Annotated in this window: 24 protein-coding genes; 12 read left to right on the forward strand and 12 right to left on the reverse strand. The window is 57.0% G+C overall.

Going from position 1 to position 22145, the window contains the following annotated elements; all coding sequences use genetic code 11:
* Positions 1 to 320 precede the first annotated feature (320 nt).
* The 6 genes from hpaB to yjiA all read left to right on the forward strand — a co-directional run bounded on the left by hpaB (position 321) and on the right by yjiA (position 7135).
* Positions 321 to 1883, forward strand: coding sequence for a 4-hydroxyphenylacetate 3-monooxygenase, oxygenase component (gene hpaB / locus PUZ33_RS21390; protein ID WP_058680771.1), 1563 nt, complete (start codon positions 321 to 323; stop codon positions 1881 to 1883).
* Between the two features lie 17 nt (positions 1884 to 1900).
* Positions 1901 to 2413 carry a 4-hydroxyphenylacetate 3-monooxygenase reductase subunit gene (locus PUZ33_RS21395; protein WP_013095446.1) on the forward strand — a complete coding sequence of 171 codons (513 nt, stop codon included), beginning with the start codon at positions 1901 to 1903 and terminating at the stop codon, positions 2411 to 2413.
* 178 nt (positions 2414 to 2591) lie between these two features.
* Positions 2592 to 3494, forward strand: a complete 903-nt coding sequence (locus tag PUZ33_RS21400) for a helix-turn-helix transcriptional regulator (RefSeq protein ID WP_020688847.1) — start codon at positions 2592 to 2594, stop codon at positions 3492 to 3494.
* A gap of 205 nt (positions 3495 to 3699) precedes the next feature.
* On the forward strand, positions 3700 to 5853 hold the full coding sequence (locus PUZ33_RS21405) for a carbon starvation CstA family protein (protein ID WP_029882188.1): 2154 nt from the start codon (positions 3700 to 3702) through the stop codon (positions 5851 to 5853).
* A gap of 114 nt (positions 5854 to 5967) precedes the next feature.
* Positions 5968 to 6171 carry a YbdD/YjiX family protein gene (locus PUZ33_RS21410; protein ID WP_003856610.1) on the forward strand — a complete coding sequence of 68 codons (204 nt, stop codon included), beginning with the start codon at positions 5968 to 5970 and terminating at the stop codon, positions 6169 to 6171.
* 10 nt (positions 6172 to 6181) lie between these two features.
* A complete protein-coding gene (gene yjiA, locus PUZ33_RS21415; protein ID WP_062676739.1) occupies positions 6182 to 7135 on the forward strand; it encodes a GTPase in 954 nt (317 codons plus the stop codon).
* A gap of 58 nt (positions 7136 to 7193) precedes the next feature.
* Here yjiA and PUZ33_RS21420 read toward each other — a convergent pair whose 3' ends face one another.
* The gene (locus PUZ33_RS21420) at positions 7194 to 8552 is read right to left on the reverse strand and encodes an esterase-like activity of phytase family protein (protein WP_058680774.1); all 1359 of its coding nucleotides are present in this window, start codon (positions 8550 to 8552) and stop codon (positions 7194 to 7196) included.
* A 402-nt stretch (positions 8553 to 8954) separates the two neighbouring features.
* Here PUZ33_RS21420 and PUZ33_RS21425 point away from each other — a divergent pair, with 402 nt between their 5' ends.
* Together PUZ33_RS21425 and PUZ33_RS21430 are read left to right on the forward strand one after the other, a co-directional pair.
* On the forward strand, positions 8955 to 9500 hold the full coding sequence (locus PUZ33_RS21425) for a YfaZ family outer membrane protein (RefSeq protein WP_013095440.1): 546 nt from the start codon (positions 8955 to 8957) through the stop codon (positions 9498 to 9500).
* Positions 9500 to 9820 carry a hypothetical protein gene (locus PUZ33_RS21430; protein ID WP_013095439.1) on the forward strand — a complete coding sequence of 107 codons (321 nt, stop codon included), beginning with the start codon at positions 9500 to 9502 and terminating at the stop codon, positions 9818 to 9820. The genes PUZ33_RS21425 and PUZ33_RS21430 overlap by 1 nt, the downstream gene beginning before the upstream one ends.
* A gap of 41 nt (positions 9821 to 9861) precedes the next feature.
* Here PUZ33_RS21430 and PUZ33_RS21435 read toward each other — a convergent pair whose 3' ends face one another.
* A complete protein-coding gene (locus PUZ33_RS21435) occupies positions 9862 to 11232 on the reverse strand; it encodes an NAD-dependent succinate-semialdehyde dehydrogenase (RefSeq protein ID WP_058680775.1) in 1371 nt (456 codons plus the stop codon).
* A gap of 137 nt (positions 11233 to 11369) precedes the next feature.
* Here PUZ33_RS21435 and PUZ33_RS21440 point away from each other — a divergent pair, with 137 nt between their 5' ends.
* Together PUZ33_RS21440 and PUZ33_RS21445 are read left to right on the forward strand one after the other, a co-directional pair.
* Positions 11370 to 12113, forward strand: a complete 744-nt coding sequence (locus tag PUZ33_RS21440) for a helix-turn-helix transcriptional regulator (RefSeq protein WP_058680776.1) — start codon at positions 11370 to 11372, stop codon at positions 12111 to 12113.
* 48 nt (positions 12114 to 12161) lie between these two features.
* Positions 12162 to 12800 (forward strand): LysE family translocator, encoded by a 639-nt coding sequence (locus PUZ33_RS21445; protein WP_058680777.1) that lies wholly within the window; start codon positions 12162 to 12164, stop codon positions 12798 to 12800.
* A gap of 30 nt (positions 12801 to 12830) precedes the next feature.
* Here the strand turns inward: PUZ33_RS21445 and PUZ33_RS21450 are convergent, their stop codons facing one another.
* Together PUZ33_RS21450 and PUZ33_RS21455 are read right to left on the reverse strand one after the other, a co-directional pair.
* Complete coding sequence (locus tag PUZ33_RS21450; protein WP_023620649.1) at positions 12831 to 13133, reverse strand: BrnA antitoxin family protein; 303 nt, start codon at positions 13131 to 13133, stop codon at positions 12831 to 12833.
* Entirely contained in the window at positions 13120 to 13407 is a 288-nt protein-coding gene (locus PUZ33_RS21455; protein WP_047023211.1) for a BrnT family toxin, read from the reverse strand. The genes PUZ33_RS21450 and PUZ33_RS21455 overlap by 14 nt, the downstream gene beginning before the upstream one ends.
* Positions 13408 to 13576: 169 nt before the next feature.
* Between PUZ33_RS21455 and PUZ33_RS21460 the strand changes: the two genes are divergently transcribed.
* The gene (locus PUZ33_RS21460; RefSeq protein ID WP_013095435.1) at positions 13577 to 14875 is read left to right on the forward strand and encodes a DUF445 domain-containing protein; all 1299 of its coding nucleotides are present in this window, start codon (positions 13577 to 13579) and stop codon (positions 14873 to 14875) included.
* Here the strand turns inward: PUZ33_RS21460 and PUZ33_RS21465 are convergent.
* The 7 genes from PUZ33_RS21465 to PUZ33_RS21495 all read right to left on the reverse strand — a co-directional run bounded on the left by PUZ33_RS21465 (position 14845) and on the right by PUZ33_RS21495 (position 20596).
* Positions 14845 to 15921 carry a DUF2955 domain-containing protein gene (locus tag PUZ33_RS21465; RefSeq protein ID WP_013095434.1) on the reverse strand — a complete coding sequence of 359 codons (1077 nt, stop codon included), beginning with the start codon at positions 15919 to 15921 and terminating at the stop codon, positions 14845 to 14847. The two genes, PUZ33_RS21460 and PUZ33_RS21465, sit on opposite strands and share 31 nt — an antisense overlap.
* Positions 15911 to 16978 carry an HlyD family secretion protein gene (locus PUZ33_RS21470; RefSeq protein WP_095440265.1) on the reverse strand — a complete coding sequence of 356 codons (1068 nt, stop codon included), beginning with the start codon at positions 16976 to 16978 and terminating at the stop codon, positions 15911 to 15913. Before PUZ33_RS21470 ends, PUZ33_RS21465 begins: the two co-directional genes overlap by 11 nt.
* Positions 16975 to 17445: a MarR family winged helix-turn-helix transcriptional regulator gene (locus tag PUZ33_RS21475; protein ID WP_013095432.1), complete on the reverse strand. Its 471-nt coding sequence runs from the start codon at positions 17443 to 17445 to the stop codon at positions 16975 to 16977. Before PUZ33_RS21475 ends, PUZ33_RS21470 begins: the two co-directional genes overlap by 4 nt.
* Positions 17446 to 17647: 202 nt before the next feature.
* Positions 17648 to 18343: an ArsR/SmtB family transcription factor gene (locus PUZ33_RS21480; protein ID WP_038418621.1), complete on the reverse strand. Its 696-nt coding sequence runs from the start codon at positions 18341 to 18343 to the stop codon at positions 17648 to 17650.
* Positions 18315 to 18713: a hypothetical protein gene (locus PUZ33_RS21485; RefSeq protein WP_058680779.1), complete on the reverse strand. Its 399-nt coding sequence runs from the start codon at positions 18711 to 18713 to the stop codon at positions 18315 to 18317. The genes PUZ33_RS21480 and PUZ33_RS21485 overlap by 29 nt, the downstream gene beginning before the upstream one ends.
* Positions 18706 to 19029, reverse strand: coding sequence for an antibiotic biosynthesis monooxygenase family protein (locus tag PUZ33_RS21490; protein WP_045902494.1), 324 nt, complete (start codon positions 19027 to 19029; stop codon positions 18706 to 18708). Before PUZ33_RS21490 ends, PUZ33_RS21485 begins: the two co-directional genes overlap by 8 nt.
* Before the next feature lie 151 nt (positions 19030 to 19180).
* Positions 19181 to 20596, reverse strand: coding sequence for an aldehyde dehydrogenase family protein (locus tag PUZ33_RS21495; protein ID WP_062676737.1), 1416 nt, complete (start codon positions 20594 to 20596; stop codon positions 19181 to 19183).
* Positions 20597 to 20696: 100 nt separating this feature from the next.
* Here PUZ33_RS21495 and PUZ33_RS21500 point away from each other — a divergent pair, with 100 nt between their 5' ends.
* Positions 20697 to 21599 carry a LysR family transcriptional regulator gene (locus PUZ33_RS21500; RefSeq protein ID WP_023620661.1) on the forward strand — a complete coding sequence of 301 codons (903 nt, stop codon included), beginning with the start codon at positions 20697 to 20699 and terminating at the stop codon, positions 21597 to 21599.
* Here PUZ33_RS21500 and PUZ33_RS21505 read toward each other — a convergent pair.
* Positions 21586 to 22065, reverse strand: a complete 480-nt coding sequence (locus PUZ33_RS21505; protein WP_058680782.1) for a carboxymuconolactone decarboxylase family protein — start codon at positions 22063 to 22065, stop codon at positions 21586 to 21588. The two genes, PUZ33_RS21500 and PUZ33_RS21505, sit on opposite strands and share 14 nt — an antisense overlap.
* Positions 22066 to 22145 lie beyond the last annotated feature (80 nt).

Genomic DNA, 22145 nt, shown 5'->3' on the forward strand with positions numbered 1-22145 from the left:
AGTCATCCGGCATGAGCCCGGGAAAGTGAGACGGCTGAATATAGTTAACGAGATGAAAAAGCTGGGAAAAGAGTACAGTAATATGGTCATGGTTGCATGACCATATTACTGGGGATCCCTCAGCCCAACGGGAGAGGGAGTAACCGTCCCCTCTCCCGTTGGGAGAGGGTTAGGGTGAGGGAAATCACACTCTGCGATCTCTCGCGAAAAGTACCTGCCGTTGTCCCAATCGTCCCTTCACGTTCCGCCCCTCTCACGCTTCAATTAAACAACAAAAACAAAACATAAATTTAACAAACCAATTCCGATACGAGGTCCCTATGAAGCCTGAAGAGTTCCGCGCTGATACCAAACGCCCGTTAACCGGCGAAGAGTATTTAAAAAGCCTGCAGGATGGCCGCGAGATTTATATCTACGGCGAGCGCGTTAAAGACGTCACCACCCATCCGGCGTTTCGCAATGCGGCGGCCTCCATCGCGCAGATGTACGACGCGCTGCACAAACCGGACATGCAGGACACGCTGTGCTGGGGTACCGACACCGGCAGCGGCGGTTACACCCATAAGTTCTTCCGCGTGGCGAAAAGCGCCGACGACCTGCGTCAGCAGCGAGACGCCATCGCCGAGTGGTCTCGCCTGAGCTACGGCTGGATGGGCCGCACGCCGGACTACAAAGCCGCGTTCGGCTGCGCGCTTGGCGCAAACCCGGCCTTCTACGGCCAGTTCGAGCAAAATGCCCGTAACTGGTATACCCGCATTCAGGAAACCGGCCTGTACTTTAACCACGCTATCGTCAACCCGCCTATCGACCGCCACAAACCGGCGGACGAGGTGAAAGACGTCTATATCAAGCTGGAAAAAGAGACCGACGCCGGGATCATCGTCAGCGGCGCCAAAGTGGTTGCCACCAACTCGGCGCTGACCCACTACAACATGATCGGCTTTGGCTCCGCGCAGGTGATGGGCGAAAACCCGGACTTTGCGCTGATGTTCGTCGCGCCAATGGATGCCGAAGGGGTGAAGCTGATCTCCCGCGCCTCCTACGAGATGGTGGCTGGCGCTACCGGCTCGCCGTACGACTACCCGCTCTCCAGCCGTTTTGATGAGAACGACGCGATCCTGGTGATGGATAATGTACTGATCCCATGGGAAAACGTGCTGATCTACCGCGATTTCGACCGCTGCCGTCGCTGGACTATGGAAGGCGGTTTTGCCCGCATGTACCCGCTGCAGGCCTGCGTGCGTCTGGCGGTGAAGCTCGACTTCATCACCGCCCTGCTGAAAAAATCGCTGGAGTGTACCGGCACCCTGGAGTTCCGCGGCGTGCAGGCAGATCTCGGCGAAGTGGTCGCCTGGCGCAATATGTTCTGGGCGCTGAGCGACTCCATGTGTTACGAAGCCACGCCGTGGGTGAACGGTGCGTACCTGCCGGATCACGCGGCGCTGCAAACCTATCGCGTGATGGCGCCAATGGCCTACGCGAAGATTAAAAACATCATCGAACGCAACGTCACCAGCGGGCTGATCTACCTGCCATCCAGCGCACGGGATCTGAACAACCCGCAGATCGATCAGTATCTGGCGAAGTACGTGCGCGGCTCCAACGGCATGGATCACGTCGAACGCATCAAGATTTTGAAGCTGATGTGGGATGCCATCGGCAGCGAATTTGGTGGCCGTCACGAGCTGTATGAGATCAACTACTCCGGCAGCCAGGACGAAATTCGCCTGCAGTGTCTGCGCCAGGCGCAAAGCTCCGGCAACATGGACAAAATGATGGCGATGGTCGACCGCTGCATGTCTGAGTACGACCAACACGGCTGGACGGTGCCACACCTGCACAACAACAGCGATATCAACATGCTGGACAAGCTGCTGAAATAACGCAGCGGGAGGTTTCAATGCATTCAGATGAACAACGCCTGCGTTTTCGCGACGCCATGGCCAGCCTGTCGGCCGCGGTGAATGTCATCACCACGGCGGGCGATGCCGGACGCTGCGGGATCACCGCCACTGCCGTCTGCTCGGTAACGGATTCCCCGCCGTCGGTCATGGTCTGTATCAACGCCAACAGCGCCATGAACCCGGTGTTTCAGGGCAACGGCAAACTGTGCGTGAATGTGCTCAACCACGAGCAGGAGATCATGGCTCGCCACTTCGCCGGTATGACCGGGATGGCCATGGAGGAGCGCTTTACCCTCTCCTGCTGGCAGAAAGGTCCTCTGGCGCAACCGGTGCTGAAAGGGGCGCTGGCAAGCCTGGAAGGCGAGATAAGTCAGGTGCAAACCATCGGCACGCATCTGGTTTATCTTGTTGAAATTAAAAATATCATCCTCAGTGAAGAGGGCCACGGCCTGATCTATTTCAAACGCCGTTTCCACCCGGTAATGATGGAGCCGGAAGCAGCCGTGTGATCCCCTCTCGCGCTGGCCCTCCTGAGGCCAGCGCGCCTTTCTGCAAAAATTCCTAAGGTTTCCGCTAAATCACGCCGTTATATAGCCATAAGAGAAATTTTCTGTGCCTGAATACTGACACGCTGTGTCAGTGCTACCCGCATCATTCAGCGCATACCCTAATATACAGGAAGACCTTATGGCTAAAACGACGCGGAGCCGCTCGGCTGAACGTCTGGTCGATATTCTCCTTGAGCTACATTTAAACGGTGTGATAAACCGCAGTGCGCTGATGGAGAAATTTAATATTACCGAGCGTACCGTCTACCGGGATTTAAATGCGCTCTCCCCGATTGTGGAACATACCGGAAACGGGCTATATCGGCTGATCCATTCCGCGCAATCGCCCGGCGGACAAGGATTACACCATACCCTTGCTAACTTCCTGAATGCTGATAGCTTTTTCCCCGAAAGAAACGCGGAGTTTTGGGAGAAACTCGAAAACCGCGTTGACGAAAATCATATTCTTATTCTCGCCAACGAGGCGGAGCACACGGCGGAACGTGATATTCGTCGCCATTTATCCAACATTGAAAAATCGATTAAAAACTGTAATGTTTGCCAGATCGTTTATAAAGGCAAAACCCGGCTGATTAACCCCTATAAACTCATTAACAAAAAAAATATATGGTATTTACAAGCTACCGAAAATAGCCGGTTAAAATCCTTCTCATTGAGTCAGATTCGCTGGCTTGATATTCAGAAACGCACCTTTACGCCGGACGAAAATGTGATCGGGCTGTTGGAAAAAAACCTCGATCCGTGGGTATCGGAAGATACTTTCGAGGTGAAAATATTTATTAAGGATAATATTTCACACTACTTCCTGCGCCGCGATCTCCTCCCGGCACAAGAGCTGCTGGAGGAGCAACACGACGGCGTGACGCTGCGCTGTCAGGCAGCACATGAAAACCAGATCCTGCCGCTGCTGTTCTACTGGTTACCCAACATTCAGATCCTGGAGCCAGCCTGGCTTAAGGAAAAGCTGGTTAAAACGCTGGAAGGCTACCTGGCGGGGAGCGCAGCCACGGTAACCGGGTGATCTGTATCACATTATTTCTCCCGCTGGCGGCGAGCCTGAACCACTCACCGCCCCCTTTGACCGCTCACCAGGCACTTTCAACCACTCACCCAATTTCTCCCCTTTACGCGCGCAAGCTTCTGGCACGATCGCTCCAGCATTACTCAATACCTCCTCACAACGAACCCTGACCCTTTTTTCTTTACATAAAAAACCAGGTCTTACTATGGATACTAAAAAACTACTGAAGCACGTGCCCTGGGCCTTACTCGGGATCCTCGGCGCTTTCTGTCTGGCGGTTGTCGCATTACGCCGGGGCGAACACGTAAGCGCCCTGTGGATCGTGGTCGCGTCGGTTTCCGTCTACCTTGTGGCTTATCGCTACTACAGCTTATACATCGCGCAGAAGGTCATGAAACTCGACCCGACGCGTGCCACCCCGGCGGTCATTAACAATGACGGCCTGAACTACGTGCCAACCAACCGCTATGTGCTGTTTGGTCACCACTTTGCCGCCATTGCAGGCGCTGGCCCGCTGGTCGGCCCGGTACTGGCCGCGCAGATGGGCTACCTGCCGGGTACCCTGTGGCTGCTCGCTGGTGTAGTGCTGGCGGGTGCGGTGCAGGACTTTATGGTGCTGTTTATCTCCTCGCGCCGTAACGGTTCGTCGCTGGGTGAGATGATCAAAGAAGAGATGGGCCGCGTGCCGGGTACCATCGCCCTCTTCGGCTGCTTCCTGATTATGATCATCATCCTCGCGGTGCTGGCATTAATCGTGGTGAAAGCGCTGGCTGAAAGTCCGTGGGGCGTCTTTACCGTCTGCTCTACCGTGCCGATTGCGCTGTTCATGGGGATCTACATGCGCTTCCTGCGCCCTGGCCGCGTCGGCGAGGTGTCGGTCATTGGTATCGTGCTGCTGGTTGCCTCTATCTACTTCGGCGGTGTGATTGCGCACGACCCGTACTGGGGTCCGGCGCTGACCTTTAAAGACACCACCATCACCTTTGCCCTGATTGGTTACGCGTTTATCTCTGCCCTTCTGCCGGTATGGCTGATTCTGGCTCCGCGTGACTATCTGGCGACCTTCCTGAAAATCGGCGTCATCGTCGGGCTGGCGATCGGTATTGTGATCATCAACCCTGAACTGAAAATGCCAGCGGTGACCCAGTACATTGACGGTACCGGTCCGCTGTGGAAAGGCGCCCTGTTCCCGTTCCTGTTTATCACCATCGCCTGTGGTGCCGTTTCTGGCTTCCACGCGCTGATCTCCTCCGGCACCACGCCGAAGCTGATGGCCAACGAAACCGACGCGCGTTTCATCGGTTACGGTGCCATGCTGATGGAATCCTTCGTGGCGATCATGGCGCTGGTGGCTGCGTCTATCATCGAACCGGGTCTTTACTTCGCGATGAACACCCCGCCGGCAGGCCTGGGCATCACCATGCCAAACCTGCATGAGATGGGCGGTGACAACGCGGCGCTGATTATGGCGCAGTTGAAGGACGCCAGCGCCCACGCGGCGGCGACCGTCAGCTCCTGGGGCTTTGTGATTTCGCCTGAGCAGATCATGCAGACCGCGAAAGACATCGGCGAACCGTCCGTGCTGAACCGCGCCGGTGGCGCACCGACGCTAGCGGTAGGTATTGCACACGTGTTCCACAAAGTATTGCCGTGGGCAGACATGGGCTTCTGGTACCACTTCGGTATTCTGTTCGAAGCGCTGTTCATCCTCACCGCGCTGGACGCCGGTACCCGTGCAGGCCGCTTTATGCTGCAGGATCTGTTGGGTAACTTCGTGCCGTTCCTGAAGAAAACCGACTCGCTGGTGGCGGGCGTGCTGGGTACTGCGGGCTGCGTTGGCCTGTGGGGTTACCTGCTGTACCAGGGCGTTGTTGACCCACTCGGCGGCGTGAAGAGCCTGTGGCCGCTGTTCGGTATCTCTAACCAGATGCTGGCAGCCGTTGCCCTGGTACTCGGCACCGTGGTACTGGTGAAGATGAAACGCACCAAATACATCTGGGTCACCGTGGTGCCTGCGCTGTGGCTGCTGCTCTGCACCACCTGGGCGCTGGGTCTAAAACTGTTCAGCAGCAACCCGCAGCTGGAAGGCTTCTTCTACATGGCTAACCAGTACAAAGCGAAAATTGCCGCCGGTGGCGCGGATCTCACCGCCCAGCAGATTGCCAACATGAACCATATCGTGGTGAACAACTACACCAACGCGGGTCTGAGCATTCTGTTCCTGGTGGTGGTGTACAGCATTATCTTCTACGGCATCAAAACCTGGATGAAAGTGCGTAACGCTGAAGGTCGTACGGACAAAGAGACCCCGTACGTGCCGGTACCGGAAGGCGGCGTGAAGACCTCTTCGCACCATTAATCTACTAATCCCCCTCACCCCAGCCCTCTCCCCATAGGGGAGAGGGTGTAAAAGTTCCCTCTCCCCTATGGGGAGAGGATTAGGGGGAGGGGCTTTTCCTGTCTGGAATCCACAATGTTTGGTAACTTAGGCGAAGCAAAAAAATACCTCGGTCAGGCAGCGAAAATGCTGATTGGCATTCCGGACTATGACAACTACGTTGAGCATATGAAAACCAACCACCCGGATAAGCCCTACATGACCTACACTGAATTCTTCCGCGAGCGTCAGGAAGCGCGCTACGGCGGAAGTGGAGAAGGCGGCGTCCGCTGCTGCTAAAGGAGAGACCATGACCCCGATTGCCGTCACCCTGTTGACCGGTTTCCTCGGCGCCGGTAAAACCACCCTGCTGCGCCACATTCTCAACGCGCAGCACGGTTTCAAAATCGCCGTGATCGAAAACGAGTTCGGCGAAGTCTCCGTTGACGACCAGCTGATTGGCGATCGCGCCACGCAGATCAAAACCCTGACCAACGGCTGCATCTGCTGTACCCGCTCTAACGAACTGGAAGATGCCCTGCTGGACCTGCTCGACAGCCGCGATCGTGGGGACATCCACTTCGACCGCCTGGTGATTGAATGCACCGGCATGGCCGACCCCGGCCCGATTATTCAGACCTTTTTCTCGCATGACATCCTTTGCCAGCGCTACCTGCTGGACGGCGTGATTGCCCTGGTCGACGCGGTTCACGCCGACGATCAGATGAACCAGTTTACCATCGCCCAGTCTCAGGTGGGCTACGCCGACCGCATCCTGCTGACCAAAACCGACGTGGCGGGCGAGAGCGTTAAACTGCGCGAGCGCCTGGCACGCATCAACGCCCGCGCACCGGTATACACCGTGACGCACGGCGATATCGACCTGTCTCAGCTATTCAACACCAACGGTTTTATGCTGGAAGAGCATGTCACCTCAAAACCGCGTTTTCACTTTATGGCGGATAAGCAGAACGACGTGGCGTCGATTGTGGTGGAGCTGGATTACCCGGTAGACATCAGCGAGGTCTCCCGCGTGATGGAGAACCTGCTGCTGTCGTTTGCCGATAAACTGCTGCGCTACAAAGGCATGCTGTGGATCGACGGCGAACCAGACCGCCTGCTGTTCCAGGGCGTACAGCGGCTGTACAGCGCGGACTGGGACAGACCCTGGGGCGACGAGCCGCCGCACAGCGTGATGGTGTTTATTGGCATCCAGCTGCCGGAAGAGGAAATTCGGGCGGCGTTTGCGGGGCTGAAGAGATAACCGCCCAGCCTCCCCTCTCCCTTTGGGAGAGGGTTAGGGTGAGGGGTAAGAGATAAACTTATTTCACCGCCTCCGGCAGCGTCACAATCCACAGCTCACTGTCAGACTCCGGTTTCTCCAGCGGCTTCACGCTGAGGGTCGTCTCAACCGGCTTATCATCCAGCGTCAGCTTTCCTTCCGCGTTCACCCGATAATCCTTGAGCTTCTTGCCCTCGACCGGATGTTGCATCGCCACCTTCACGCCAAAGTCGTTATCGTTCGCCACCGCCAGCGTTTTGCTGTCGATCAGCGCCAGCCCTTCAGCCTTTTCCTGCTGCCAGCCCAGGGCGCGCAGATCAACAACCTGCGTTTTCTGCGCAAGGGTAATGCCGCGCTGTGCCAGGGTTTTCTCATCATCAAACTCCGGATATTCGCCCGGCTTGTCGAAACCTGACAGGTTGCTCGCCTTACTGAGATCGACCTTGTAAATCAGGTTACGCATTCCGTCGTTTTTATCACTTCCCTGTTCAATCAGCAGGATGTGCTGGTTATCGAGCGCCACGATGTCGCCGATTTTAGCGTCGCTGTTTTTGCTGTAGGCCGCGCTGTCGATGGGATAACCGTACATCGCGGTTTTTCCGCTTGCCGGGTCAAAGCTCACCAGACGCGTAAACAGCGCCTTTATCTTGCTCTTACCGTCGATATCCAGCGTACTTTGCACGGCGGCAATAATACGCCCGTCCGGCATACGGGTGAGTCCTTCAAAGCCGCGGTTCGCCTGACGCCATTTGAGGATATTTGGCAAACCGCCCGCAATTGCTTTTTCCCCTTCCGCCGCCTGCGGACCGTGGATCGCCAGGATTTTCCCTTTACTGTCGATGTTAATCAGAAACGGGCCATACTCATCGCACAGCCAGTAACCGCCTTTACCGTCCGGGGTGATCCCTTCCGTATCCAGCCCGCGATTATCCCCCTTCAGCCTCTTTAACGTGTCGCTGAAGGCCACTTCATTGGTGGATCCAATCACGTCGTTTTCCAGCGGCAGACCGTTGATCGCGCCTTTATCGTCATGCAGAGGACGGGCATCAATGGCCTCCGCTTTGCCGTTTTGTACACGAATCGTCATCAGCAGCGGCGCGAAATCTGGCGTAACGAAAATTTTGGCTTCGTTTTTACCCACTTTCGGTGAATCCGCGTTCGGACCGCGATCGGTAATGGTGGCGAAGGTCAGGGCATCGCCCTGTTTTCCGGTGAACAGCAGGCCAGAACCTATCCCAACCGGAAGGCCGTTCGGGAATGCACTGGCAAACGCGCCGGTGTAGTTCACGTGTGTGCCTTCTGGAAAACTGACGACATAGCGCTCAGCCGTAGGCTGCGCCGCGAGGGCAGAGAAAGAGAGCGCACAACCGATTAGCACAGGAATAATTTTTCTTTTCATATTGTTAGCTTCCATAAAGTGAAGCTCACACCGTAAAGAAGAAACGTGTCAGGAAAATGACATCGAATGGCAACATTGCGCGGGCCGGAGCGCCAAAGAAATGTAAAGCTCTGTTGTTATCTGTAACAGCGGAAACATTTCTGGAAATTATTAGAAACCCAATTAATTCGCTGCGAACCACTCTTTCTGCTCTCATTCAGATTATGTTTAGCTAAAAAAATAAACACTTTCTAAACGCCAAATCATTACCCGTTGACGACCTCGCAACCCAACACTCTCGCAACACCACCAAATTAAAAAATTAACAAAACCAGCATAAAACGGCGACTTTCATCACATTTGCAGTCATTAACATCGCTTGTTATGGTGCGCCCAGATTAAATTGATGACGAGGCATATGAGATGAAAAAACTGAATATCCTTCTGCTGACTGCGTTGACTGCTGTATCGGGTTCTGCACTGGCTCTGGGTGGCAGCGTTGAGCAGGGTAAAAACTTTACCAACCTCAACCTGGAGATGGGTAAATCCTCATCCGGCCTGTATGTGGAAAGCAACTGGCTGAAAAACACCGATGACGGTACGCAGACCGGCGGTGTGGGTGCAGGTTATAACCTGGGTCTTGGCCCGGTCATGCTGAACGCGGGTGCAAAAGCTATCTATATCGGCCCGAAAAAAGGCGATAACGGCGTGGCGTTCCCGATCGGTGGTGGCGTAAACGTTGCCCTGACCGACAGCATTCATCTGTATGGTGAAGGCTACGTGGCACCAGAAGGGATGAACAACAGCGTGAAAAACTACGTTGAAGCCAACGGCGGCGTAAGCTGGACGCCAGTTACACCTGTGACCCTGAAAGTGGGTTACCGCCACGTGAGCGTTGATGGTAAAGACGGTCGTCCAGGCCACACCCTGATTGACGGTGCGTATGTTGGCGGTGGAGTCACCTTCTGATGAAACACCGCATTACCGCGCTTTGCGTTCTGAGCCTCACGCTTCTGCTCACCGGCTGCGTCCAGTACAAATGGGTGAAACCGGGCGTCAGCGACGCTGAAATGAACAAAAAGCTCACGGAATGTGAAGCGCAGGCGCTGATCGATCTGCCCCCGGATAACGTCGTAACCGGTTCGGACTCGGAAAAAACGGATCTGAAGAACAAGAAAAAGGATATTTCCACGAGCTACACGGTTGAAGACGCCAATGAGGATCGCAGGGCGACCCTCGTAGACAGCTGCATGTTCAAAAGCGGCTGGGATAAAATTGAAGTGCAATAATCTCTAAAAAACCTGCCTACTGGCAGGTTTTTTATTGCTGCTTACTTACGCACCACCACCAGCTTCTGGTTCACAAACTCTTTGATCCCCAGATCCGACAGCTCGCGTCCGTAACCGGAGCGCTTCACGCCGCCAAACGGCAGCTCTGGCGCGGTATCGGTGAGCCAGTTGATATACACCATCCCGGTCTCAATCCGTGACGCCATTTTCTTCGCGCGTTCAATATCCTGACTGAACACCGCACCGCCCAGTCCGTAGTGGGAGTCGTTCGCCAGGGCGACCGCCTCGTCATCGTTTTTCACCACATATATCTGCGCCACCGGGCCGAAGAACTCCTCGAAGTACGCCGGGTTGTCGCGGGAGATATTCGTCAGGATCGTCGGCTCGAAGAAGCTCCCGTCGCGCTGCACCGGTTTACCACCATAGTGTAACGTCGCGCCCTTTTTCACCGCCTCATTGACCTGTTTTGTCAGCGTTTCGAGCGCATCTTTAGACGACAGTGGCCCAAGCGTGGTGCTTTCATCCAGCGGGTCGCCAATTTTCACCTGCTTAAAGGCGTCGGTGAATTTGCTCAGGAAGGCATCGGCAATTTCCTCATGCAGGATAAAGCGCTTCGCTGCGGTACAGACCTGACCGGCGTTGTTAAGTCGCGCGTTCACGCCTGTCTTCACCGCTTTATCAAGATCCGCGTCGTCCAGCACCACGAAAACGTCGTTACCTCCCAGCTCAAGGGTGGATTTCTTGATGTGCTTCGCCGCCTGCGCGGCCACCACGCTGCCCGCTTTCTCAGAGCCGGTTAGCGCGGCCCCCTGTACGCGGTCGTCAGCAATGATGTTCGCCACCTGCTCAGACGAGATAAAGAGATTGGTCCATGCCCCTTCCGGCGCCCCTGCCTCACGCACCAGATGAGCAAAGGTTTCGGCACAGTGCGGCACGATGCTGGCATGTTTAGCCAGAACCGGGTTACCCGCCGCCAGGTTAGGTGCCAGAACACGCATCAGCTGATAATACGGGAAATTCCACGGTTCCACGGCCATCAGCACGCCGATGGGGTGATGCTCGACCCACGCTTCCCCGAGTTCAGACGGGTACTTCACCGGGGCCAGGAACTGCTTCGCGTTATCGGCATAGTAGCGGGCGATTTGCGCGCACAGCTTCACCTCGCCGCGGCTTTGTTCGATGAGCTTACCCATCTCCTGACTGGCAATTTTAGCCAGCTCTTCGGTGCGTTCGTCGATCAGGTCAGCAAGCTTATGCAGCACCGGCAGGCGCTGTTCAATGTCGCCTTTCGCCCACTGCGAATGGTAAAGGGCGTCGGCCGCTTTCAGCGCCGCTTCGATATCCGCGTCGGTATGAGAGGGATATTCTTTGATGAGCTGGTTGGTAGCAGGATTTACTGTCTGATAAGCCATATCGAATCTCCATGTTTTACCGCTTAGGGTAGTAAGGGTAGACAACATGACGGGTGATGGACGTAAAGTTGGGTATATCCGGAAGGTTCTTAGTAGGGCCAGGGCATGGTATAAAAATGTTCGTGACAGGAGCGCCTATGACCCATACCCGACACATCCGCCAGACCTTTAACCGCCTTCCGGGCCTTGAGCTGCGCAGCACGTGGCAGAGTACCGTGGCGTATAAACGTCATTGTCACCCCCAACTCTCGATTGGCGCGATAGTGGAAGGCCAGACCTGCTGCCGGTGCAACGACACGCAGTACATCCTCCACCCCGGCGATCTCATCGTGATCCCGGCGCATGTGCCGCACAGCTGCAACCCCGTTGCGGGCCAGCCCCGCAGCTATCATATGCTCTATATCGACACGGATTATCCCCTGGCTGAACAGGTCATACGCGACAGCACGTTGTTTGCTCTTTACCAGAACGTTGTTGAGAACATGTCGGCTAATTCCCTGAACATGCTGATTTCTGCCCTTCCGCGCTGCGCCAGCCGCACGGGTGAACTACGTACAACCAGCCAGCACATCCAGCGGGCGTTTCTTGCCGATTTAACCAGCCCGCCGTCACTCGACGACCTTGCCCACCGCTTCTCGCTGCGCAAAGAGACGCTGATCCGCACCTTCAGGCAGGACACTGGCCTGACGCCGGGCAGCTTTCTCAACATCTCCCGCGTGGAATACGCCAAAGCGCGGCTGCGTGCCGGGGATGATATTGCCGATGTCGGCTACCAGAGCGGGTTTGCCGATCAGAGCCATTTTCATAAGACCTTTGTGAGCTATACCGCCGCCACGCCGCGCCAGTACGCCACGGGCCGATCAATATCGGACAATAAATAGCGTTTGCATCGCCGTAGTCTGACCTCGGTTTTTTACACAGAGGTTGCTATGGAACTGTTATTCCCTTCCGCTTTTCTCGCTCTGGCGCTGGCGCATTTTGTCGCCCTGTTAAGCCCGGGCCCGGATTTCTTCCTGCTGGTGGGCTACGCGGCGCGCTACCGGGTGCGCGGCAGCGCCGGGCTGTGCCTCGGCATCGCCGCGGGCAACGGGTTGTATATCCTGCTGGTGATCATTGGCTGGAGCGCGCTGCGCCAGTTTACGTGGCTGTTTACCCTTATCGAGCTTTGCGGGGCGCTGTATCTGCTGTGGATCGGCTCGCATCTGGTGCGCAGCCGCCCGCAAGCGCTGGCGCTGAATGAAACCCACCAGCGCTTCCCTTCACTGCGTAAGCAGATCTTGCTGGGACTCGGCTCGGCGTTGTTAAATCCAAAGAACGCCCTGTTCTATCTGGCGCTGATGACGGCGCTGCTGGGGCCAGACGTCACGCTGCTTCAGCAGTCGACCTGCGGCTTCTGGATGGTGATGGTAGTGCTGGTGTGGGATCTGGCGCTGGTATCACTGATGGGGCTGCCCGCGGTGCAACAGAGGCTCAGCCGTTCGCTGTGGCTAATTGAGCGGGCGGCAGGGGTTGTACTAATGGGGTTTGGCGGGTGGGTACTGTGGCGGCTGCTGGAGCTGATAAGCTGAAATAAGGGGCAGCCCAACGCTGCCCGTGGTTTATTTTTTGTTTTGGTCGCGCAGCATCGCTTCACGCAATATGGCGTTTAGCCGCGTCTGGTAACCCTTTCCAGGCCGTTTCAGCCACTCCATCACGTCGGCGTCAATGCGTACAGATGCCTGCGTTTTAAGTGGCCGATAGAACTTCCCTCGCACCGCCCCGGACCACTGTTTATCGTCCGTGGCAGGAATATCGCTGTAATCGATTTCTGCTTCTGGTTTTTCAGCTAATGCTTTTAGCTCAGCGTCACGACGAGCGCTAACCTCAGGCGAACTACCTCGTTTATGTTTAACGATGCTCATAACGGCTCCTCTCTTTACGGTCCGCCTTACGTGCGCTAATGATACGAATAATTTCGCCTCCGCTTTCGAAACGTACCGTATGTGCGACCAGGATAACAATGACGCCTTGCACAAGGCCGATGGTTTGCCAGCGAAACTCACCGTTCTCATAGCGATCCTGAACAGACAAATGATAAGGATCGTCGAAAACCAAAACCGCATCCTCAAAGCGTATGCCATGTTTTTGCTGGTTACTTTTCGCCTTATCGCTATCCCACTCATACTCCGTTGGCATAGTGTACCCTTCCCTGATTGTATATACAAAAAAGCATATACAAACTGCGCAAGGATTAAACCAATTAAGCAAAAGCGGTGTTTAATTTCGGAAGGCGGATTCCAGAAGCGAAGATGGTGTAACGCTCCCGTCTTTGCACTTTCCCCCCGTCTCCCTCTATCCTTAACCCATGGAAAAAATCGCTGAACTCAAACGCGCCAAGCTGCTGGCGCTGTCGCTGCTGCTGATTGCCGTCGCGGCGTTTATCACCACCCTGTTTCTGCCGCAAACCTTCTGGGTGCGCGGCGTGAAGGCCATTGCCGAGGCGGCGATGGTTGGTGCGCTGGCGGACTGGTTTGCGGTCGTCGCGCTGTTTCGCCGGGTGCCCATTCCGTTTATCTCGCGCCATACGGCGATTATCCCGCGCAATAAAGACCGGATTGGCGATAATCTCGGCCAGTTCGTGCAGGAGAAGTTTCTCGACACCCAGTCGCTGGTGGCGCTGATCCGCCGTTATGAGCCGGCGCAGATGATTGGCACCTGGTTCAGTAAGCCCGACAATGCCCAGCGTGTCGGGCAGCATCTGATTCAGGTGATGGGTGGTTTTCTTGAGCTGACCGATGACGGGCGTATTCAGCGCCTGCTCAAACGCGCGGTGCATAAGGCCATCGACAAGGTCGATTTCACCGAAACCAGCGCAGTGATGCTGGAGAGCATGACCAAAAACAACCGCCATCAGGTACTGCTGGACGCCATCATCAACCGCCTGATCACCTTGATTCAACGCGATAGCACGCGGGAATTTATTTCAGACCAGATCGTCCACTGGCTTAAGACCGAGCATCCGCGCAAGGCGATGGTGCTGCCCACCGAGTGGCTGGGCGATCAGAGCGCGGAGATGGTGTCAAACGCGGTGAATACCCTGCTGGACGACGTCAGTCATGACCGCACCCACCAGATCCGCCAGGCGTTCGACCGCGCCACGCTGAAGCTTATCGACAACCTGAAAAACGATCCGGAGATGGCCGCAAAGGCAGAGAACATCAAGCATTACCTGAAGAACGACGACGCGTTTAACCGCTATCTGGGTGAGATGTGGGCTGACCTGCGCCAGTGGCTGAAGGCGGATATGCAACGTGAGGATTCCCGCGTGAAGCAGCGCATCGCCAACGCCGGGCAGTGGTTCGGCGAAACGCTGCTCGGTGACGACAGCCTGCGGGCATCGCTCAATGAGCATCTGGAGCAGGCGGCGCACCGCGTGGCACCGGATTTCGCGGCGTTTCTCACTCGCCATATCAGCGACACGGTAAAAAGCTGGGACGCCAAAGATATGTCCCGCCAGATCGAGCTTAATATCGGCAAAGATCTGCAGTTTATCCGCGTCAACGGCACCCTGGTGGGCGGGACAATTGGCCTGATCCTGTTTTTACTCTCGCAACTGCCCGCCGTGCTTGCGCATTACTCCGTTTTGGGTGGTGCAATGACGTAGCGCGTCGCCTCAAAGCGATTGAGGATCAAGTGCACCAGAAACACCATCGTCAGCGTCGCCACCAGGGAAAAGGTCACCGAGGTGATGCGGTAGAGATCGCTGAACACCAGGTCGCTGTCCGGGTGCATGTTCTGACCGAACATAATCCCGATGGTGGTGATGCTGGCAAACCCAACGCCGGCTCCCACCTTCTCCATCACATGCAGACGCGCACCAAACGCCAGCCCGAGGCCGATAAGCGGCATCATCAGTAGCATGTGGCTGCTGTGATCGTAGAGGATAAGCTGCACCACCAGAATATAGAGACAGCCCAGCACCACGCCAGCCACGCGCCAGATAGAGCTCATCACCGCGCCGCGATAGTGCATCGGGAACAGAATCAACACACCGGCCATCAGCGCCGAAAGCGAATCGCTCAAATCGCTTATCTGGAAGATGACAAAAATCATCGTCGCAACGGTGCCGGAGAGCAGAGACTCGTGTCGCACGCGGGCATCATCTTTCTCGATCAGCGGCGGCGGCTTGCGCGGCTCAACGTCCGGCAGGAGGTAGTTCATCAGCGCGCTCAGGCATACCGCCATCACACTCGCTTCAATGTTGGAAAACAGCAGCGTGTGCCAGTCGGTGGTGGGATAGCTCATAAAGTTGAGCATCACGCTCTGGCACACCACGCCCATCGACCCGAACAGGAACAGCGGCCCCTTACTCATAAAGCGAAAACGCATGACATACAGCGCAAAAACCACCAGCGTCATGATCACCGGCCACTGGGACAGATAGCCGATAATAATCACCATTTCGACGCAGTTTAGCGATGCGCTGAAGATAAACTGCTTCGCCACATGGCGGTTAAAGACCGGCACCAGCGACAGCAGCATGATGGGGTAGACCACATAAAACACGCCGTAGCTGGTGTTATAGAAACTTGAAATACTCAGCGCGATCATCCCGGCAAAGACGATGCGCAGGGTCTGGCGAAAGTCATTGGCCGTATAGACGATGTTGCCGTGCGGGGTAAAGACCCGCGCCAGCGTGCTAATAGACATAGTGGAGCAGGCTCACCAGGTGGATTTGCATCCCGGAGAAGAAGCGCGCAAACGGCCCTTCGCTGTTGTAGAGCTGCACGGTGGCACGAGCGCCGGTCGGGAGCGGTTTCGGCAGCGTCTCATCCAGCGCCACGTGAATGCGCATTCGCTGAGCGTCGCGCACCCAACGGTTGGAGGTTTCCGGCGCGGACAGTTCGCCGCTCACCGCCTCCTGTCCGGCAAGGATCCCCGCATCGCTGCTGGTCACGTGGGCGCGGAAAACCTGTCCCGGAAAGGCGTCAAATACCACGGCGGCATCGGTCCCCTGATGGGTATGGCGCAGACTCTTCTCACGAAAATCGGCCACAATATCGGTCTGATTATTCACCAGCGCCAGCGCCGCCGAGCCGGACGAGGCATAAAACCCGGGGCTCAACTGCAGGTTGCTGACCGTACCATCCGCCTGGGCGTAAACTTTCGTCCAGCCGAGGTTCAGCTCCGCCTCATCCAGCGCGTTACGGTATTTTTGCAGCGTCACGTTGCGGTGCTCTTCCCGCTCGCCGCGCTGGATGCGCAGGTTATGGATGTTCGCCTGAATCGAGCTCACGGACTGCTCGCTGCTCTGCCAGGTGGTACGGACCTTATCCAGATCCGCCTGCGAGACGTTCTGTAACGTGCTCAGCTTCTGGTAGCGGTCAAAGGTCACTTTGTCGTTACGCGCGGTCAGCACGGCGGTTTTCAGGCTGGCTTGGGCGGCGGCGATCTGCGCGTCCAGCTGTTCATTGGACAGGCGTGCCTGCTCAAGCGCGATTTGCGCCGCTTCCACTTTATTGCGAAACGGCGTGTCATCCAGCTCAAACAGCAGGTCGCCCCGCGTCACCTGGCTGTTGTTGTGTACGTGCACGGCCGACACATACCCGGAGACGCGCGGAGAAACCGGCGTCACCACGCGCATGACGGTGGAGTCCGGCGTCAGCGGGATCCAGATATCGGCGACGACAAAGTAGACAAACATCAGCAGGAAAGAGGCAATACTCACCCTTACCCAGCGGGCAAACTTTTGTTCAGGAGTCATTATTTTTCGGTCTTGTTATCTTCTTCGCGGATTGTCCGCAAATTGCAGGCGATTTGATTCAAGGTGGCGCTGAAAATTTCGATATGCTCAGGCGCGATGTTTTGCGATACGCGTGTCTGGTACGTCTCAATCACCTGGGTGAGCCTTTTTAGGATGGCTTTTCCCTCAGGCGTCAGCGTCAGAAGCCGGATGCGCTTGTCATAAGGCGATACAGTGCGCAGCAGGTATCCCTGCTTTTCCAGCTGTGTCAGGGTGCGCATCAGCGGCGGCAGTTCAATGCCCTGCACCTCCGCCAGCTCACTCACCGAGACGTTATCCCCCAGTTGATGAAGCTGCATCATTACCGTCCAGCTCGACTGGGTTAACCCGGTATCGAGAATGGCGTCGTCAATAACGGCGCGCCACTGGCGCACAATCATCGCCATCCGCATGCCCATCGGCCTGCGGCAAAACAGTTGTTCTTCACTCATGGGGGGACCTCTCGAAACACGTCGTCAAGATAATAGTTATCAGGGTAAGTATCAAGAAACGCGAGGCGAAAGAGCAGGAATTGCGAAAGGATATCTCCCTCTCCCGGCGGGCTGAGGGTTCCCCATACAATAATGCCTGCACGGAGGACCCCCTCTCCCTTAAGGGAGAGGGTTGGGGTGAGGGTACAGCCCGCAGCGGAGTTTAGCGGCTAAAATGTCGGGTAATGGCGCCCTTCCCCGAAGCCGTAAGCACCACTTCCCGATACCCCGCTACCCGCTGGATCCAGCCCTTGCTTTCCAGATGCATGAGCAACGCCGCACCGGCTTCACCGCCCAGATGAAACCGCCGCTCGCTCCAGTCCAGACAGGCGCAACAGGCCTTTCGCCGGGGATGAGTGCTTAACGGGATACCGAGTTTCAGAAACTGCTCCCGGCCATACAGGGTCAGTGCCGAACCGTCTGGCTCCAGCCAACTTTCGGCCTGCATGAAATCGTAGATCTGCACCGCCACCGCGCCCGCCAGATGGTCGTAGCAGGTGCGGGCTTCACGCAGGGCTTTTGGCGCGCTGGTTTCCGGCGGAGAAATGCGGTGCCACGACAGCCCCATCATCTGCTCCACCAGCTCCGCTACGTCATGCCCTGCCAGGCGATAATAGCGATGGCGCCCCTGCGACAGGCAGGTAATGAGCTTTCCGTCCAGCAGCCGCGCAAGGTGCCCGCTGGCGGTAGACGGTGCCACATCCGCCGCCGCACTCAGCTCGGTGGCCGTCCACGCCCGCCCGTCCATCAGCGCACAAAGCATTTTCACGCGCGACGGATCGGCCATTGCGGCTGCTACTGCGGCAATGGCCTGCTCCAGCGCTGCGCTGTTATCTGGCGGTAAGCTCGTCTTTAACATAGGTTGCCCAGGGTTCGGTGATTGCTGCGGCCAGTTTATCATTATCCGTCAGCAGAATGAGGTGATTCGCGTGGTCGCTGTACTGGGTAAGAATAGACACCCCGCGAGCCGCCAGTGCAGCAGCTATCTCCCCCAGTTCGCCGGGGCGTTCCTGCCGCAGTTTTCTGATGATGGGCTGACGAACCGCTTTCAGGTTAAATCCGGCCTCAAGCAGAACATGGCGGGCTTTTTCGCCGTCTTCCACCAGAAAATGCGCCTCAACGCCGAATACACCACCGCCTTCCAGCCCAATCCCCTTGCAGCCCAACAGCTGACCAAAGCGTGCCAGTTCACCCGGCGTATCGTTAAAAATCACATGAACATCATACATCCGCGTGCCCTCCGTTTTCGGTGCTGTATTCCCGCATCAGCTGTGCCACCCGAATGCGGTAGTACGTAAAAATCGACTCCCGCCCCTCGGCCTGCGCGGCCTGATGAAAAACGTTCTGCTTCCAGTTGCGGATAGCCTCTTCGTCCCGCCACCAGGAGAGCGAGAGAATTTTGCCGTCGGAGGTCAGGCTCTGGAAACGTTCGATATCGATAAAACCGTCAATATCCGCCAGCAGGGGTTTAAGTTCGGCCGCGAGCTGCAGGTAGCGCGCCTGATGCGCCGGCGCGGCTTTGGCTTCGAAAATGACTGCGATCATGAAGGTCTCTCCGTTGTGATGGTGTGAAGAGAATGCAGGACAGATGACAAGGATGCTTCGGTATGGAGCGAAGTGTTGTGCCGGATGGCGCTGCGCTTATCCGGCCTACGGTTTTTGTAGGCCCGGTAAGCGTAGCGCCACCGGGCAGGGTTTAACCCACAATCGACTTCGGCTCCATAAACGCCCCAATTCCCCATTCGCCCATCTCGCGTCCCACGCCGGAGTGTTTAAACCCGCCAAACGGGGCTTTTGGCTCATGCGCGAGGGTGTTCACCAGCACGCGCCCGGAAACAATCTGCTGCGCCACGCGACGCGCACGCCCGGTGTCACGCCCCAGCACCATCGCGCTCAGGCCGTACTCGGTATCGTTGGCAATCGCGACAGCCTCTGCCTCGTCCTGATAAGGAATAATGCACAGCACCGGGCCAAAAATTTCCTCACGCGCGATGGTCATCTGGTTGTTCACATCAGTAAACAGCGTCGGGCGCACAAACCAGCCGTCCCGCGTCCCGTCCGGTCGCCCTTCGCCGCCCGCCAGCAGTCGCGCGCCTTCGTCGAGCCCTTTGCGAATATACCCCTGCACCCGCAGCCACTGCTTTTCGCTGACCATTGGGCCAATCTCTGTCGCGCTTTCGCGCGGGTCGCCGGATTTCACCGCCGCCACCGCCTGCGCCAGGGCGATTTCCATCTCGGCCTTGCGCGACTGCGGCACCAGAATACGCGTGCCGGCCACGCACGCCTGCCCGCTGTTCATAAACCCGGCCTGAATCACCAGCGGGATCGCCCGTGCAAGATCGACATCATCCAGCAAAATCGTCGGCGATTTACCGCCTAACTCCAGCGTGACGCGCTTAAAACCCTCCGCCGCGTTACGCAGGATCGCTTTGCCGGTATTCGTCGACCCCGTAAACGAGATTTTCGCCACGTCCGGGTGGCGGCTAATGGTCTCCCCCACCGTCTCGCCGCGCCCGGTGATGATATTAAACACGCCCGCTGGCAATGCGGCATCACGCAGCGCCTCGGTAATAATCTGCGTTTGCAGGGCGCTCATTTCGCTGGGTTTGATCACCGCCGTGCAACCCGCCGCGAGCGCCGCCGCCAGTTTGCCGCAGATAAACCCCGCATCGCTGTTCCACGGCGTGATCAGGCCCGCTACGCCTAGCGGCGTCATCTGCACCGATGCCGCCCCCGCTGAAAATGAAAATTCAAACGCCTCCAGGGCCTCCATCGCCTGGGCAATGACATCGGCCGGATAACTGGCCATCCACGCCGAGCGCGCAGCCGGTGCGCCGTACTCTTCGATTATCGCCTCCAGCAGCTGATCATGACGGGCGGCAACAGCGGCATGCATACGTGTTAACGCAGCAATCCGTTCCTGTTTTGCGGTTTGCGACCACGCCGGAAACGCCGCTTTGGCGGCCGCAATGGCGCGTTCAGCGTCTACCTCATCTGCCAGACGCACCTGCCCTATGACCTGTGCCGTCGCCGGGTTGTATAAATCAAAACGCTCGGTGCCGTGCGGGGTAACAAATTCGCCGTTGATAAAAATCTGTTCGATGTGGTGCATGTAAACCTCCTCAGGCTGTGTGGACACAGTCTGGCACGACTACTCCGTTGCGATAATCCACGCTATGCTGCAAGGGTTGTTTCGATTTTCAGGATAATCTATGCATCGTTCAGGTTTGACAGAGCTGGAAGTGGTGATGGCGGTGGTACGACGCGGCAGCTTTCGCGGTGCCGCCCAGGAGCTGGGCATGTCTGCCACGGCGGTGAGTAACGCCATCGCCGGGCTGGAGAGCCGCCTCGAGACGCGTCTTTTTAACCGCACTACCCGCAGCGTGGCGCTCACCGACGCCGGGCAGCGTTATGTGGCGCGCATCGGTCCGGCGCTGCAGGAAATTCGTCAGGCCGGGGAAGAGATCCACAGCGATACCGGTGAACCCGCAGGCACCCTGCGCCTGAACGTGCCGAACAATATTGGCTCCCTGTTTCTGGACCAGCTGCTGATCGACTTTATGATCCGCTACCCGAAAATGCGTGTTGAAACGGTGAGCGAGGCGCGGATGATCGATATCGTCGCCGAAGGCTACGACGCCGGGATCCGCCTTGAAGAGGCGGTGCCGCAGGATATGATCGCCGTACCGCTGACCGGAGAGATCCGCCAGCTCGTGACCGCCACACCGGACTATTTTGCCCGCCACGGTATACCGCAAACGCCGGAGGATCTGCTGTTGCATCAGGGGATCGGGATGCGCATGGCCCACGGTGGGATCTACCGCTGGGAGCTGGCCCGTCGGGGAGTCCAGTATGCGCTGGCCGTGCCGCCACGTTTTGCGACATCCGATCTTTTTGCCTCGATCCGCGCGGTCAAAGCAGGGCTGGGGATTGGCTTTTTGCCGGAACTCTATATCCGTGACGAGCTGAAAAGCGGGGAACTGGTGAGCGTGTTAAACGACTGGACGCAGCCGTTTGCCGGGCTGCGTCTTTACTATCCAGGCCATCGCCACGTCCCGCCGGGGTTGCGGGCGCTGGTGGCGATGATCCGCGAGCGCGGGATTATTCCAGGTTAGCCTTGTTCAGTCCGTAAGCTGCGTCCAGCGAGCCGGGGGCCATGCGCGAGGTAATGCCTAAACGGTTCCAGGCGTTGACCGCCACGATGGCGAAGTTCAGCTCTGAAATCTCCACGTCAGAAAAGTGTTCCGCCACGCTGCGGTACAACGCGTCGCTCACCCCGTGAACGCCAATCTGGGTCAACGCTTCGGCGAAGGCCAGCGCCGCTTTCTCGCGAGCGCTGAACAGCGGAGATTCGCGCCAGGCCGCCAGGTGGTAAAGGCGCAGTTCGCGCTCCCCGGCAATTTTGGCCTCTTTGGAGTGCATATCCAGACAGAAGGTACAGCCGTTCAGCTGGGAAACGCGAATGTCGATCAGGTGCTTCAGCGCCGGGTCGATGGAGGTTTTCGCCACTTCCATGCTCAGGGCGGACAGCGCGTTGGCAAGGGCTGGAGTGACTTTATGGTGGTTTACGCGAGTGCTCATTGTCTTTCCTCTTATTTACACGGTATGTGTCATGCGATGAGGACAATCTACGCGGGTCATGACATAGTAAAAAGATACAA

Source organism: Enterobacter cloacae complex sp. 2022EL-00981 (assembly GCF_028737495.1).
Classification (GTDB): Bacteria; Pseudomonadota; Gammaproteobacteria; order Enterobacterales; family Enterobacteriaceae; genus Enterobacter; species Enterobacter cloacae.